15 protein-coding genes and 1 tRNA gene are annotated in these 12,999 nt (G+C 71.9%); 8 read left to right on the plus strand and 8 right to left on the minus strand.

What is annotated here, in order from left to right; all coding sequences use genetic code 11:
* The first annotated feature begins 83 nt into the window (after positions 1-83).
* Positions 84-170: transfer RNA gene (locus tag ACZ4A5_RS04585), tRNA-Leu, on the plus strand.
* Positions 171-416: 246 nt separating this feature from the next.
* Entirely contained in the window at positions 417-1,199 is a 783-nt protein-coding gene (locus ACZ4A5_RS04590; RefSeq protein ID WP_467578368.1) for a hypothetical protein, read from the plus strand.
* Here the strand turns inward: ACZ4A5_RS04590 and ACZ4A5_RS04595 are convergent.
* Both ACZ4A5_RS04595 and ACZ4A5_RS04600 read right to left on the minus strand, forming a co-directional pair.
* A complete protein-coding gene (locus ACZ4A5_RS04595; protein ID WP_467578370.1) occupies positions 1,179-1,523 on the minus strand; it encodes a helix-turn-helix domain-containing protein in 345 nt (114 codons plus the stop codon). The two genes, ACZ4A5_RS04590 and ACZ4A5_RS04595, sit on opposite strands and share 21 nt — an antisense overlap.
* A gap of 264 nt (positions 1,524-1,787) precedes the next feature.
* On the minus strand, positions 1,788-2,438 hold the full coding sequence (locus ACZ4A5_RS04600; RefSeq protein WP_467578372.1) for an FMN-dependent NADH-azoreductase: 651 nt from the start codon (positions 2,436-2,438) through the stop codon (positions 1,788-1,790).
* Positions 2,439-2,568: 130 nt separating this feature from the next.
* Between ACZ4A5_RS04600 and ACZ4A5_RS04605 the strand changes: the two genes are divergently transcribed.
* From ACZ4A5_RS04605 to ACZ4A5_RS04620, 4 genes are all read left to right on the plus strand, one after another.
* Positions 2,569-2,931: a winged helix-turn-helix transcriptional regulator gene (locus ACZ4A5_RS04605; protein WP_467578374.1), complete on the plus strand. Its 363-nt coding sequence runs from the start codon at positions 2,569-2,571 to the stop codon at positions 2,929-2,931.
* 88 nt (positions 2,932-3,019) lie between these two features.
* Complete coding sequence (locus tag ACZ4A5_RS04610) at positions 3,020-4,420, plus strand: DUF2252 domain-containing protein (RefSeq protein WP_467578376.1); 1,401 nt, start codon at positions 3,020-3,022, stop codon at positions 4,418-4,420.
* A gap of 171 nt (positions 4,421-4,591) precedes the next feature.
* Entirely contained in the window at positions 4,592-5,398 is an 807-nt protein-coding gene (locus tag ACZ4A5_RS04615) for a hypothetical protein (RefSeq protein WP_398869734.1), read from the plus strand.
* A 10-nt stretch (positions 5,399-5,408) separates the two neighbouring features.
* On the plus strand, positions 5,409-5,753 hold the full coding sequence (locus tag ACZ4A5_RS04620; RefSeq protein WP_398869647.1) for a rhodanese-like domain-containing protein: 345 nt from the start codon (positions 5,409-5,411) through the stop codon (positions 5,751-5,753).
* 44 nt (positions 5,754-5,797) lie between these two features.
* Here the strand turns inward: ACZ4A5_RS04620 and ACZ4A5_RS04625 are convergent, their stop codons facing one another.
* The 6 genes from ACZ4A5_RS04625 to paaA form a co-directional block, all read right to left on the minus strand.
* Positions 5,798-6,946 carry an acyl-CoA dehydrogenase family protein gene (locus tag ACZ4A5_RS04625; RefSeq protein ID WP_467578378.1) on the minus strand — a complete coding sequence of 383 codons (1,149 nt, stop codon included), beginning with the start codon at positions 6,944-6,946 and terminating at the stop codon, positions 5,798-5,800.
* A 192-nt stretch (positions 6,947-7,138) separates the two neighbouring features.
* On the minus strand, positions 7,139-8,239 hold the full coding sequence (locus tag ACZ4A5_RS04630) for a 2Fe-2S iron-sulfur cluster-binding protein (RefSeq protein WP_467578380.1): 1,101 nt from the start codon (positions 8,237-8,239) through the stop codon (positions 7,139-7,141).
* Positions 8,240-8,716, minus strand: coding sequence for a 1,2-phenylacetyl-CoA epoxidase subunit PaaD (gene paaD / locus ACZ4A5_RS04635; RefSeq protein WP_467578687.1), 477 nt, complete (start codon positions 8,714-8,716; stop codon positions 8,240-8,242).
* 140 nt (positions 8,717-8,856) lie between these two features.
* Positions 8,857-9,564 (minus strand): 1,2-phenylacetyl-CoA epoxidase subunit PaaC, encoded by a 708-nt coding sequence (paaC, locus tag ACZ4A5_RS04640; protein WP_467578689.1) that lies wholly within the window; start codon positions 9,562-9,564, stop codon positions 8,857-8,859.
* Between the two features lie 59 nt (positions 9,565-9,623).
* The gene (gene paaB, locus ACZ4A5_RS04645; protein WP_467578383.1) at positions 9,624-9,911 is read right to left on the minus strand and encodes a 1,2-phenylacetyl-CoA epoxidase subunit PaaB; all 288 of its coding nucleotides are present in this window, start codon (positions 9,909-9,911) and stop codon (positions 9,624-9,626) included.
* Positions 9,908-10,870, minus strand: a complete 963-nt coding sequence (gene paaA / locus ACZ4A5_RS04650; RefSeq protein ID WP_467578385.1) for a 1,2-phenylacetyl-CoA epoxidase subunit PaaA — start codon at positions 10,868-10,870, stop codon at positions 9,908-9,910. Before paaA ends, paaB begins: the two co-directional genes overlap by 4 nt.
* Before the next feature lie 177 nt (positions 10,871-11,047).
* On the opposite strand from paaA, the gene ACZ4A5_RS04655 reads away from it, so the two are divergent.
* Entirely contained in the window at positions 11,048-11,719 is a 672-nt protein-coding gene (locus tag ACZ4A5_RS04655; RefSeq protein WP_467578387.1) for a DUF5819 family protein, read from the plus strand.
* Complete coding sequence (locus ACZ4A5_RS04660) at positions 11,716-12,966, plus strand: HTTM domain-containing protein (protein ID WP_467578389.1); 1,251 nt, start codon at positions 11,716-11,718, stop codon at positions 12,964-12,966. The genes ACZ4A5_RS04655 and ACZ4A5_RS04660 overlap by 4 nt, the downstream gene beginning before the upstream one ends.
* Positions 12,967-12,999: the final 33 nt, after the last annotated feature.

Raw genomic sequence — 12,999 nt, forward strand, 5'->3', positions numbered from 1 at the left:
TGTTCTCGATGTCGGAAGGCGAACGCGCAAGAACCGGACGGAAAGTCCGAGGGCGGTGCGGGAAGGTTGAAGACAACACCCATGCGCGGGTGGCGGAATAGGCAGACGCGCTGGATTCAGGTTCCAGTGCCCGAAAGGGCGTGGGGGTTCAACTCCCCCCTCGCGCACCATGAGGTAGCGAAACGGACCTCTCCGAAGTGACGTAAGTCACACGGAGGGGTCCGTTTCGTTTTGTTGCGCTCTTGTCCAGTCGTTGTTCGGACCATGGCTGGATTTGTGGGGTCCTGAGCGAAGTCTTGGCCGGAATCGCTGCACACGGTAGCGATGGCAGTGGGAACATCATTCCGTGATCGCGCTGGGGCTCTGTGTGAAGGGCGTCGAGTCCGGTGTCGCGGGGAGCCTCGTCTGCAACCGGAATGGGGGACGCTGTGGCGTGGGGCCAGTCGTCCGTGCTGTCGGAGTGGGTGCTGCCCGCCGCTGTCTGCGCGCCTGTGACCTGGGTTTGTCTGATCTGGCGCTTCCGCGCTGAGGGGCGGCTGCTGGGCACCGCGCGGTCGGCCGCGGCGGCGCTCGCCGTGCTGATCTGGACCTCCGGCATGGCGGCCCTGGCCAGCGGGCTGCTGCTGCCGCACGCGTCGAGCGTGCCGCCGGCGGCGGTGGGCGCCGTGGCCGGACTGGGGCTGGTGCCCAAGCGCAAGGCGGGGGAATCCGGTGAGCACCCGCTGATGGCGATCGTGACCCTCGGGGACTCGCTGCTGCTCAACAGCCTGGCCCTGCGCCTGCGGACGGACCGCGCGGAGTGGTGTCACGCGATGGTGGCCGGCTTTCCCGACGGCTGGGATCTCGACGCCTTCGCGGACCGGGTCAAGGTGCACCTGATGACACGGGTGGACATCCCGGGGCGTACGGCCAGGGGGCGCACCCACCTCAAGCGGGAGATCTGCGAGCGCCATCGGGACGTGCGCACCGCGGCGCAGAAGTGGATCACCATCGAGACGAAGATCGAGAAGCTGTGCGAGCAACAGCGGCGTGAACGCACGCGGGAGGAGATCCGGCAGGCGCGGAGGGCGTTCGGCGAGGCCGAGCACCTCTGCACGTATCTGCTCGATCTGGCACACGCGTACGGCAAGCGCAGCGACGACAAGGTGCTTCTCGCTCTGCGGCACGAGGTGTGCGGTTCAGTGGTGGGACGGAGTTAAGGGGCGCAGCCGGTCCGTGGTCTCCGGTCGCACGGTCTCCAGCGGCTCTCGGTGCTCGGCGGCGGGCCGCTCGCAGAACGAGATCTCCATGCTCACGTCCAGGGCTTCGGCGACCGCCGCCAGGGAACGGAGTGTCAGATTCTCGTCACCCGACAGGATTTGGCTGACTCTCCCGGGCGAGACGCCCATGCGGTCGGCCAACTCCTTGCGGGACATGCCCCGTTCCGCGACGAGGCCCGCGAGCGAGGCTGTGGCGTGCCGTGCCGCGCGGGCCCCCGCCAGATCGGCATAGCGGCTGCGCTCCGTACCGTGGCGCCAGGCCATGGCTACCCCCCAGAATCGTGGCGCCGACCGAGGTGCCGACGGCCACTTCCTCGGCCGCCGTCGGCGGCTCATGAAGTCCTCTGAGGAAGAGAATGCCACCTTTAGGCTTAGCTAAAAGCCTGGATTCGGCTAAAGATTCCGTCAGTGCGGAGGGATTGCGTCTGCCTGGTCACTCATGACCAGGCATGACGCGGCGAACGGTCGATTTCGGCCAGATGTTGTCGGGGCGGGCGTCCGGGGGACTCCCGGCATATGCCCGGGGTGTCAGGCCGTGAAGCGCGCGGCTGTCGCCTTGCCCTTGAGGGCGGCGTCCTCGTGTGCCTGGGCACGGGAGGCGTCGGCCTTGTCGACGAGTGCGGCCATGGCGGGCACGGAGCGGGCCAGGGTCAGCTCGGGGACGATGAAGTCGACGTCCAGGCCGAGCATGTCACCCAGGACCTTGCCCAGGTAGGTCGTCACGAACTCGGCGTCCTCGCGCGGGGTGCCCGGCGCGTAGGAACCGCCGCGGGAGGCGACGACGGTGGTCGGCGTACCGGCGGCCGAGGGCGTCTCCACACCGGCCGTGCGGCCCATGATGATCACGTGGTCCAGCCATGCCTTGAGGCTGGAGGGGATCGAGAAGTTGTACATGGGGGCGCCGATCAGCACGGCGTCGGCGCGCTCCAGCTCCTCGGCCAGTTCGGTGCGCAGCGCGAAGGCGGCCGCCTGCTCCTCGGTGCGCGCCTCCGGGGCGGCGAAGAGGGCCTGGATGCCGTCGGCGGTGATGTGCGGCAGCGGGTTCGCGGAGAGGTCGCGGTAGATGACCGTGCCGTCGGGGTGCTGCTCCTCCCACGCCTTGCGGAAGGCGGCGGTGACGTCGCGGGAGTGGGAGCCCTGCGGGAGGGCGGAGGAGTCGAGGTGCAGCAGCGTGGCCATGGGGTTTCTCCTGATGACGGGCGTGACGCCGACGGGGCGGAGCCACGGGGTGTAGTTCCGTATGCAACTATTAATAACACAGGGACTTACTTTTCTATAGGGACGATGGGGAACGCAGTACCCTGGACGCATGGCGGACCGTGGTGAAGAGGCGTGCAAGAGCGTCGACGAGGGCATGACGCGGGTCTTCGAGTTGTTCGGCAAGCGCTGGACGGGGCTGATCGTCGCCACGCTCCTGCAGGGCCCGGTCCACTTCGCGGACCTGCGGCGGGCGATCCCGGGCATCAGCGAGCGCATGCTGTCGGACCGGCTCACCCAGCTCGCCGCGGCCGGGCTGCTCGTACGGGAGGTGCACGCGGGCCCGCCGCTGCGCGTGGCGTACCGGCTGACGGAGGCGGGCGCGGCGCTGGAGCCGGCGCTCAAGGAGCTGGGGCGATGGGCCGGGAAATACCTCCCGGAGAGCGGCGCGGGGTGCCCGAAGCAGTTCAGCTGAGGCCCGTGCCGCATCGGCCGCGCCCGGCCGTTGTCAGTGGTGCCCGTTAGATTCGGGGTAGTTGGGCGTCGAGGGGGAGGGGTGCGCTGTGTCGCGACTGCCGTACGTACCAGGATTCGCGCGGCCTGGCGGGGCCGGGAAGCCGGGCTCGCCGAAGGCCGAGGGCAAGGCGCTGCGGGCGCGTGTGCCCAGGGCGTCGCACGCAGGGTGGGCCGCCGACGCGGGGCGCCCCGGGGCCGTGGAGACGGTCGAGGCGGCGAACGCCGGCCGGCTTCCCGAGCTCACACCGATACGGGTCGGCCGGATGGCCGCCTCGCCCTTCGCCTTCCTGCGCGGCTCGGCCGCTCTGATGGGGCACGACCTGGTGCGTACGCCCGTGACGGGTGTCGGCGCGCAGATCTGCGGCGACGCCCACGCCGCCAACTTCGGCCTCTACGGCGACGCGCGCGGTGAACTCGTCATCGACCTCAACGACTTCGACGAGACCCTGCACGGGCCGTGGGAGTGGGACGTCAAGCGCCTCGCCGCCTCCCTGGTGCTGGCCGGGCGGGAGGCGGGCGCCGACGAGGACACCTGCCGGGCCGCCGCGCGCGACGCCGCGGGCGCCTACCGGCACACGATGCGGCTGCTGGCCAAGCTGCCCGCCGCCGACGCCTGGAACGCCATCGCCGACGAGGAGCTTGTCGCGCACGCCGACGCGCGGGCGCTGCTGGGCACGCTGGAGCGGGTCGCGGCGAAGGCCCGGCGGAACACCAGCGCCCGCTTCGCGGCGAGGGCGACCGAGAAGGCCGGGGGCGGGGGCCGGCGCTTCGTGGACGCCCCGCCCGTGCTGAGGCGGGTGCCGGCCGGTGAGGCGGCGGCGGTCGCCCTGTCGCTGGGCGAGTATCTGGGCACTCTGCCGGAGGAACTGCTGCCGTTGCTCGCGCGGTACGAGGTGCAGGACGTGGCGTTCCGCGTGGTGGGCACGGGGAGTGTGGGGCTGCGGTCCTACGTGGTGCTGCTGCTCGACCACCGCGGTGAGCCGCTCGTGCTCCAGGTCAAGGAGGCCCGGCCCTCGGTCCTGCTGCCGTACGCCAAGAAGGCCGGCTTCGCGCCCGGCCGTTCCCCGGAGGGGCACGAGGGCCGCCGGGTGGTGCTGGGGCAGAAGCGGATGCAGGTGGTCAGCGATGTGCTGCTCGGGTGGGCGACGGTCGACGGCAGGCCGTATCAGGTGCGGCAGTTTCGCAATCGCAAGGGCAGCGTCGACCCGGCCGCCCTCGCCCCCGGCGAGCTCGACGACTACGGCCGGATGACGGGCGCGCTCCTCGCGCGGGCCCACGCGCACACCGCGGACCCCCGGCTCATAGCGGGCTACTGCGGGAAGGCGGCCGAGCTGGACGAGGCGCTGGCCGATTTCGCGGTGGCCTACGCGGACCGCACGGAGGCGGACCACGCGGAGCTCGTGGCGGCCGTCCGGAGCGGCCGGGTGCCGGCCGAGATGGGGGTGTAGCCGGGCGGGGTGTGTGTCCGGACACGTTCCGGGGCTTTTCAAGGGCGTGCTCGCGGCGGGCTTCCGCGCCTGGCCGGTGGCGGTCCGCGCCCGTCCGGTGGCTGAGGACGGAGGGGCCGGTGTGGCTCGGGGGGATCCGCAGGGCGCGGGAGCTCGTACGCTGGGCGGGTGATGAATCCGGAAGCCGAGAATCTCCACGCCGAGGAGCCGGGCACCCAGCGCCTGGCCCAAGCCGTCCGCGCCGCGGAACAAGCGCTGATCGAGTTCGAGATCGCGGTGGAGACCTTCCGGGTGGAAGTGGAGAACTTCTCCCGGCTGCACCACCAGCGGCTCGGCCCGGTGTACGCACAGCTCGACGAGCTGGACGCGCAGATCGCGGAGGCCCTGGCGGCCCGCAGCGGCGACGCCGAGGACCTCCGGCGGGCCCGCGAGGCGCGCGCCCTCGTGCAGCCGCTGCCGGGGGTGGAGGAGCTGCTCGGCGGCTGGATGGACTCGGAGGGCCTGTCGCCCGAGGCGTCGGCGATGCTCACGGAGCGGCCGGTACGGCCCCCGGAGCGGGTGCGCCCGAGCGACGAGGCCCGGCGGATCTTCCGCGAGCTCGTCCGCAAGGCCCACCCGGACCTGGCGCAGGACGAGGCGGAGCGCGTACGGCGCGAGGAGTTCATCGTGCGGGTCAACGCCGCTTACGCGGACGGGGCCGAGGCCCTGCTGCGGGAACTGGCCGAGGAGTGGGCCGCGGGCCCCGCGCCCGAGGAGCCGCGGCCGAGCCCTGCCGAGGAGCTCTACGCCCGCCTGGAGTGGCTGGCCCGGCGCAAGGAGATGCTGGCGGCGGTGGCGGCGGAGCTGGAGGGCTCCGCGATCGGCTCGATGATCAAGATGGCGGCCGACGACCCGGACCGGCTGCTGGAGGAGATCGCCGAGGGCCTCGTCGCCCAGGTCGCCGAGCGCAGGGCACAGCTCGCGTCGCTGGTCGGGTAGCGTCGGGGACATGCATTTTTCCGGTGTACCCACGGTCGGCGTCGACGCTCTTGCACCCGAAGACTTCCTGCTGGACGTCCGTGAGGACGACGAGTGGGCGGCGGGGCACGCCGAAGGCGCGCTCCACATCCCGATGAGCGACTTCGTCGCCCGCTTCGGTGAGTTGACGGAGAAGGCCCCCGACGGCGCCAGGATCAATGTCATCTGCCGCTCGGGCGGACGTTCCGCCCAGGTCACCGCCTACCTCGTCCAGCAGGGCCTGGACGCGGCGAACGTCGACGGCGGCATGCAGGTCTGGGAGGCCGCGGGCCGCCCGGTCGTCGACGGCAACGGCGCGCCCGGCGCCGTGATCTAGCTCCGGTCGTCCGAGGGCCCCGCTCGGCGGGGCCGCTGCGGCGGTCAGTCGGCCGGACAGGCGGCCAGCAGATCGCCGAGCGCCTCCTCATGCGCCGCCGCGGGGCCGAGCGAGAGCTCCAGTTGCTTGGCCCACGCGTGGTACCGGTGCAGGGCATAGCCGGTGTCCGCGCCGAAGCCGCCGTGCAGGTGCTGCGCGGTCTGGACGACGCGGCGCACGCCTTCGGAGGCCCAGATCTTCGCGACGGCGATGTCCGCGTCGACCGGCAACTCCCCGGCGGCTCCCGACTCCAGCCGCCAGGCCGCCTGCCAGAGGGTGGCCTCCATCGCGCGCAGGTCGATGTACCGGTCGGCGGCCTGGACGGCGACGGCCTGGAACGTGGCGATCGGATGGCCGAACTGCTCGCGCTTCGTGGCGTACGCGCTGGTCATCCGGGCCACCGCCGTACCCACCCCGAGAGCGAGCGCGCTCGTGCCGAGGGTGAGCAGCCGCCGCAGCCGCTCCCATGCCCCCTCCGCGGTGATCAACTCGTCGTCACCGGCCCGCACGGAGTCGAGACGCACTTCCGCGTACCGCTCGCCGTTGGTGGAGACCTGCCCGGCCAGGGTGACCCCGGGGCGATCGGGCGGGACGAGCGCGAGCACGGTGTGCCCCTCCTCCGTACGAGCGGGCAGCAGGACGCGGTCCGCGCTCCGGGCCCAGGGCACGGCCGTCTGCGCCCCGTCGAGCACCCAGCGAGTGCCTTCCGTGCCGGACGTGTCCACCTTGCGTACGGCGACGGCGAGTTCGGCCCGGTCATGACCGGTGCGGCCGCTGGACGCGGTAGTGATGACGAGCTCGCCCCGCCCCACCTGGGGCAGCAATTTGCCGGCGGCCGGCCCGCCGTGGCTGCTCAGCACGGCTGCGGCCGCGCCGGTCTCCAGCAGCGGTACGCGGGCCAGGACCTGCCCGGCTTCGCGCAGCACCAGGCACAGCGCGAGGGGCCCGAGCCCCGCGCCGCCCTGCTCGGGGGCGATGAGCAGGCTCAGCAGATCCGCGCCCGCGAGCTTCGCCCACAGCGGCCGGTCGAAGTCCTCGGCCACGGCTCCCCTGGTCAGGGCCGGGCTGGGCACGCCGTCGGGGGAGACCCCGGCGAAGACCGCCCTGGCCGCTTCCTCGGCGGCCTGCTGTTCCTCGGTGAAGGTGAAGTCCACTGTCCGTCCTCCCGCACACCGGCACTGCCCGCTGCTGCCACTGACGCCCGGAGCTGATGGTGCGTCAAGGTAGAACAGGTTGCAGGAATTGGGAACACATGGACGTGTTCGGGGAAGCGGTCCGGGGCGCAGGCAGGGGGCGCTGCGATCGTTCTGACGCCCTCACGACGCTACCGTCCGCTCCGCTCCCGCTCAGCGGTCGAAGTCCAACTCCACCTCCTCCGTGACCGGATGCGACTGGCAGGCCAGCACATATCCGGCCGCCAGCTCCTCCGGCTCCAACGCGAAATTCCGGTCCATCCGCACCTCTCCCCTGACCAGGAAGGCCCGGCAGGTCCCGCACACCCCGCCCTTGCAGGCGTACGGGGCGTCGGCACGGCTGCGCAGCACCGCGTCCAGCAGCGGCTCGCCCTCCCGCACTGGCCAGCTGCCGCTGCGCCCGTCCAGCGTCGCGGTCACGGTGCTGTGCGCCGGGGCGGGGACGGCGGCGCCGGGGGAGCCGGCCGGGGTCGCGTCCGAGGCGGTGTCGACGTGGAATATCTCCTGGTGGACACGGTCACGGCCGACCCCCAGGGCGCGCAACGCCCGCTCGGCCTCCCGCACCAGACCGTGAGGGCCGCACAGGAACCAGCCGTCCATCTCCTCCACCGGGAGCAGCGCGGGCAGCAGCCGGGTCAGCCGCTCCTCGTCCAGCCGCCCGGAGGGCAGCCCCGCCTGCTGCTCCTCGCGGGAGAGGACGTGCACCAGCTGGAAGCGGTCCGGCCAGCGGTCCTTGAGGTCGGCGACCTCCTCCAGGAACATCGCGGAGGCGGTGGTCCGGTCGCTGCGTATCAGGCAGAACCGGGCGTCGGGTTCCCGGGCGAGCAGGGTCGAGGCGATGGACAGGACGGGGGTGATCCCGCTGCCGCCGACGATCGCGGCGAAGTGCCCGGGGCGGGGCTCCAGCACGAACCGTCCGGCGGGTGCCATCACCTCCACCGTGTCCCCCGCGGCCAGCTCCTTCAGCGCGTATGTGGAGAACACCCCTCCGTCCACCAGCCGCACCCCCACGCGCAGTTCGGCCACTTCTCCGGTGCCCGGTGCTGGGGCGGGGCCGCAGAGGGAGTAGGTGCGCCGGGCCTCGCCGTCCTCCGTGCTCCTGCGGAGGGTAATGTGCTGACCCGCCGCGTAGCGATAGACGTCCCGCAGCTCCGGAGGCACGGCGAAGGTCAGGGCGACCGAGTCGTCCGTGAGCGGGTCGACGGCCGTCACTCGCAAGGGGTGGAAGGCGCCGTGGCGGGCCACTGCTGGCATCTACAACTCCTTGAAGTGATCGAACGGTTCGCGGCACGCCTCGCAGCGCCGCAGGGCCTTGCAGGCGGTCGACGAGAAGCGGCTCAGCAGTGTGGTGTCCGTGGACCCGCAGTGCGGGCAGCGGATGCCGAGCGTCACCGGGACCGGGCCTTCCGGGCCGGTGCTCCGCGGCGGTGCCACGCCGAACTCGGTGAGCTTGCGGCGCCCTTCGGCCGTGATGTCGTCCGTGGACCAGGCCGGTGCGAGGACCTTGCGCACCTCGACCTCCGGTATGCCCTGATCGTGCAGCACCCGCTCGATGTCCGCGGACATCGCCTCGATCGCAGGGCAGCCGGTGTAGGTGGGCGTCAGCTCCACCTCCACCCGTCCGGGGCCGGTCAGGTGCAGGCCGCGCAGCACGCCCAGCTCGGCCAGTGTCAGCACGGGCAGCTCCGGATCGGGCACGGCACCGGCCAGCTCCAGGAGGCGCCGCTCCAGCGCGGTGGGCGCCGGGGCGGCGGCACCAGGGGCGGAGGCGTCCTGAGCGGCCGGACCGCGGGCGGGCGTCGTGTGCTCCGGGCCCGGCGGGCGAGGTGCCGATGGGGCCGCCGCCTGCGGATCCAGAGGGGTCGGCACGGTCACCACCTCGCCCCCGGGTGGCTGCGGTGCAGATGCTGCATCTCCGCGAGCATCCGCCCGAACGGCTCGGTGTGCAGGCCCTGCCGGCCCGCTCCGGCCTTCCAGGCGCCGGTCGGCGGGCCGGTGGGGAGGGCCAGAGTGGCCTCCTCGAGCGTCCTGGTGATCAGTGCCAGCCAGCCGTCACGCAGGGCGGCCATATCGACGTCGAGACCGTCGACCGGGTCGAACAGCTCTCCCGTATACCGCCACAGCGCGTCGATCGCGGCCTGCGTCCGCCGGTGGCTCTCCGCTGTGCCGTCGCCGAGCCGCAGCGTCCAGTGCTCGGCGTGGTCCCGGTGATAGGCGACCTCCTTGACGGCCTTGCCGGCCAGGGGCGCGAAGGGGCCGTCCCCTGCGGCCAACTGCCCGTACAGCAGCTCCTGGTAGGTGGAGAAGTACAGCTGGCGGGCGATGGTGTGGGCGAAGTCGCCGTTGGGCTGCTCGACCAGCTGGACATTGCGGAAGGCGCGCTCCTCCCGCAGATAGGCCAGCTCGTCCTCGTCGCCGGCGAGAGAGAGGAGGAAGCGGGCCTGGCCGAGCAGGTCCAGCGCGATATTGGCGAGGGCCACCTCTTCCTCCAGGACGGGCGCGCGGCCGGCCCACTCCCCCAGCCGGTGGGAGAGCACGAGGGCGTCGTCACCGAGCGCCAGCGCCGCGCCGAGAGGCACGCCGGGGTCGCCGGGGGCACGGCCGGGGGCCTGCGGGGAGGCGCCCGGGATGGGGGGCTTCACAGGTGCCGCACCCCCTCCGGGATGTCGTAGAAGGTCGGGTGGCGATAGGGCTTGTCCGCGGCCGGTTCGAAGAAGGGGTCCTTCTCGTCCGGCGAGGAGGCGGTGACCTCGGCGGAGGGCACGACCCAGATGGAGACGCCTTCGGAGCGCCGGGTGTAGAGATCCCGGGCATTGCGCAGCGCCATCGCCGCGTCCGGTGCGTGCAGGCTTCCGGCGTGGGTGTGCGCCAGCCCGCGCCTGCTGCGCACGAACACCTCCCACAGTGGCCACTCAGCGCTCGTCATGCCCCTGCCTCCCCTGGTGTGCCGCCGTGCTTGCGGGCATGGGCGGCGGCGGCCTCGCGCACCCACGCGCCTTCCTCGTGTGCCTGCTTCCGCCGGCTGATCCGCTGTTCGTTGCACGGGCCGTTGCCACGCAGCACCTCGTGGAACTCGTCCCAGTCGATGGCGCCGAAGTCGTGGTGGCCACGCTCCTCGTTCCACCGGAGGTCCGGGTCGGGGAGGGTCAGGCCGAGCGATTCGGCCTGGGGGACGCAGATGTCCACGAACCGCTGGCGCAGCTCGTCGTTCGAATGGCGCTTGATCTTCCAGGCCATGGACTGGGCCGAATGGTCGGATTCGTCGTCCGGGGGGCCGAACATCATCAGGGACGGCCACCACCAGCGGTCCACCGCGTCCTGTGCCATGGCGTGCTGGGCCTCGGTGCCGCGGCTGAGGGCCAGCAGCAGCTCGTAGCCCTGGCGCTGGTGGAAGGACTCCTCCTTGCAGATGCGGACCATGGCGCGGGCGTAGGGACCGTAGGAACAGCGGCACAGCGGGACCTGGTTGGTGATGGCCGCGCCGTCCACGAGCCAGCCGATGGCGCCCACGTCCGCCCAGGTCAGCGTGGGGTAGTTGAAGATCGACGAATACTTCTGGCGGCCGGAGTGCAGCTTGTCGAGCAGCTCGTCGCGCCCGGTGCCCAGGGTTTCCGCGGCGCTGTAGAGATAGAGGCCGTGGCCCGCCTCGTCCTGCACCTTGGCCATCAGGATGGCCTTGCGGCGCAGCGAGGGCGCGCGGGTGATCCAGTTGGCCTCGGGCTGCATGCCGATGATCTCCGAATGGGCATGCTGCGCTATCTGGCGGACGAGCGAGGCGCGATAGGCGTCGGGCATCCAGTCGCGTGGCTCGATGCGCTCGTCGGCTGCCACCGCGGCGTCGAAGACCGCCTCGTAGGTCCCTGCGTCCGGCGCCGTCGTCGTCATGGCATGCCCCCTGCCCTTCCCTGAGCTCCCGACCGACCGATCGTTCGGTTCAATGGTGGGCCGCCGGATCGTGAGGTGTCAAGCCTGTGGATAACCCCTGCGCGCTGGGCCCCGTGGGACGTCCTGGGTACGGTTCGGGTGCACGAATACAGGCAGCACGCGGGATCGGGGCGGGACATGGAGACGGATGACGAGCACGACGAGCGGGCCGGCTCCGTCGCGGGGCTGTCCCTGCCCGCGCGCGTCGCCGTCGCCCTGGGCGTCGCCGTCGTGACGGTGGCCACCGCCGTGCACCTGGCGATGGTGTTCCTGCACGTGGCACCGCCGAACGCGGTCAGTAAGCAGCACGCCGCGGCCATTGGCGACTACATCTATCCGGAGTTCGAACAGAACTGGAAGCTCTTCGCTCCCAACCCCCTCCAGCAGAACATCGCCGTCCAGGCCCGCGCCGAGCTGCGCGGCCAGGACGGCCGGTCGGTGCTCACCCCGTGGGTCGACCTCTCCGCCCAGGACGGTGCCGAGATACATCACAACCTCTTCCCGAGCCACACCCAGCAGAACGAGGTGCGGCGCGCCTGGGACTTCTACGTGAGCACGCACGACGCCCGTGAGCAGCCCAACGGCCTGCGCGGAAACCTTTCCGAGCAGTACATCCGGCGCATCGTCCTGCTCCGGCTCGGCGGCGAGCGCGACGGCCGGCCGGTCGACCGCGTCCAGGTGCGGTCGATGACCCGTTCCGTGGCGCCGCCGCCATGGAGCGACGAGAAGGTGGGGACCAAACCCTCGTACCGCGTGCTGAACTGGTGGCCGGTCACCACCGCCGACCTCCCGGAGGCGAAGAACCGGTGAGTGTCCCCCTCGCCCCGCTCGCCCGGGGCATCGACCGCGTCACCCGCCGCGCCCTCGGCCGCTACCAGACGGCCGTGATCCGGATCGGCATCTCCTTCGCCTGGCTGTGCTTCCTGCTCCGCGAGTGGCCCAACCGCCATGAGATGTACGGGCCCGACGGCCCGTGGAGCTGGGACATGGCCCGTCGGCTGACCGCCGACAACCACGCCTTCACCGCGCTCGTCTGGTCCGACAGCACTCTGTGGTTCGAGACCCTCTACGCACTCGCCATCGTGTCCAGCGCCCTGCTGATGCTCGGGTGGCGGACGCGGACCATGTCCGTGCTGTTCATGATCGGCGTGCTGTCGCTCCAGAACCGCAGCGTCTTCCTCGGCGACGGCGGCGACAACGTCATCCACCTGCTGGCCCTCTACACCGTCCTCACCCGCTGCGGACTGGTGTGGTCCCTCGACGCCCGGCGCGCCCGCCGCCGCAGGACCGGAGCGGCGGACGACGCGGAACGGACCGGCGGAACGAGCCCCGGCGCCGATCTGGACGTCACCGGCATCCTGCTGTGGGCCGCCTGCGGACTCGCGCTGGCCGCCGCACAGGCCCTCGGCGACAGCCGGATGTCCTGGACGGCCGACGGGCCGCTCCCCGGCCTCGGCTGGGCCTCCGTCTTCTGGGGGCTCTGGCTCGTCCAGGGCCTGTGGTGGTGCGTACGGCGCTACGCCCCCGGGGAGCCGCGCACGGTCCTGGACGCGTTCGCCAACCTGGCGCACAACGCGACGCTGCTGGTCATCATGGCCGAGGTCTGCCTGATCTACTCCACGGCCGGCTGGTACAAGATCCAGGGGTCCCGCTGGCAGGACGGCACGGCGCTCTACTACCCGCTGCACCTCGACTACTTCTCGCCCTGGCCCGAGCTTTCCGGCGTCCTCGGGGGCAACAGCGTCATCGTGCTGCTGCTCAGCTACGGCACGGTGGCGGTGCAGGTCGCGTTCCCGTTCACCCTGCTGAACCGGCGGGCCAAGAACGTCCTGCTGGCCGTGATGATGTGCGAGCACCTCGGCATCGCCGTCACTCTCGGACTGCCCTTCTTCTCGCTGGCGATGATCGTGGCGGACGCCGTCTTCCTGCCCACGTCCTTCCTGCGACGCGTCGGCGCTCTCGCCGGACGGGCCCGCGACCGGCTGCTGCCCGCGCACGCGGCCTCGATCCCGTCGCAGCGGGAGGACGAGGGGAGCCGCCGCAGCCTGGTGGGCTGAGCGGGGGCGGCCCGCCCGGGGCGGGACCGTAGG

This window comes from Streptomyces sp. NPDC025618, from assembly GCF_055558795.1.

Excerpts from the sequence above, each read along its gene's own strand:
- ACZ4A5_RS04600 (WP_467578372.1), bottom strand. The coding sequence starts at position 2,438 with ATGGCCACGCTGCTGCACCTCGACTCCTCCGCCCTCCCGCAGGGCTCC.
- paaB (WP_467578383.1), bottom strand. The coding sequence starts at position 9,911 with ATGACGAGCGCTGAGTGGCCACTGTGGGAGGTGTTCGTGCGCAGCAGG.
- ACZ4A5_RS04620 (WP_398869647.1), top strand. The coding sequence starts at position 5,409 with ATGCATTTTTCCGGTGTACCCACGGTCGGCGTCGACGCTCTTGCACCC.
- ACZ4A5_RS04615 (WP_398869734.1), top strand. The coding sequence starts at position 4,592 with ATGAATCCGGAAGCCGAGAATCTCCACGCCGAGGAGCCGGGCACCCAG.
- ACZ4A5_RS04590 (WP_467578368.1), top strand. The coding sequence starts at position 417 with ATGGGGGACGCTGTGGCGTGGGGCCAGTCGTCCGTGCTGTCGGAGTGG.
- ACZ4A5_RS04655 (WP_467578387.1), top strand. The coding sequence starts at position 11,048 with ATGGAGACGGATGACGAGCACGACGAGCGGGCCGGCTCCGTCGCGGGG.
- ACZ4A5_RS04630 (WP_467578380.1), bottom strand. The coding sequence starts at position 8,239 with ATGCCAGCAGTGGCCCGCCACGGCGCCTTCCACCCCTTGCGAGTGACG.
- ACZ4A5_RS04605 (WP_467578374.1), top strand. The coding sequence starts at position 2,569 with ATGGCGGACCGTGGTGAAGAGGCGTGCAAGAGCGTCGACGAGGGCATG.
- ACZ4A5_RS04595 (WP_467578370.1), bottom strand. The coding sequence starts at position 1,523 with ATGGCCTGGCGCCACGGTACGGAGCGCAGCCGCTATGCCGATCTGGCG.
- paaA (WP_467578385.1), bottom strand. The coding sequence starts at position 10,870 with ATGACGACGACGGCGCCGGACGCAGGGACCTACGAGGCGGTCTTCGAC.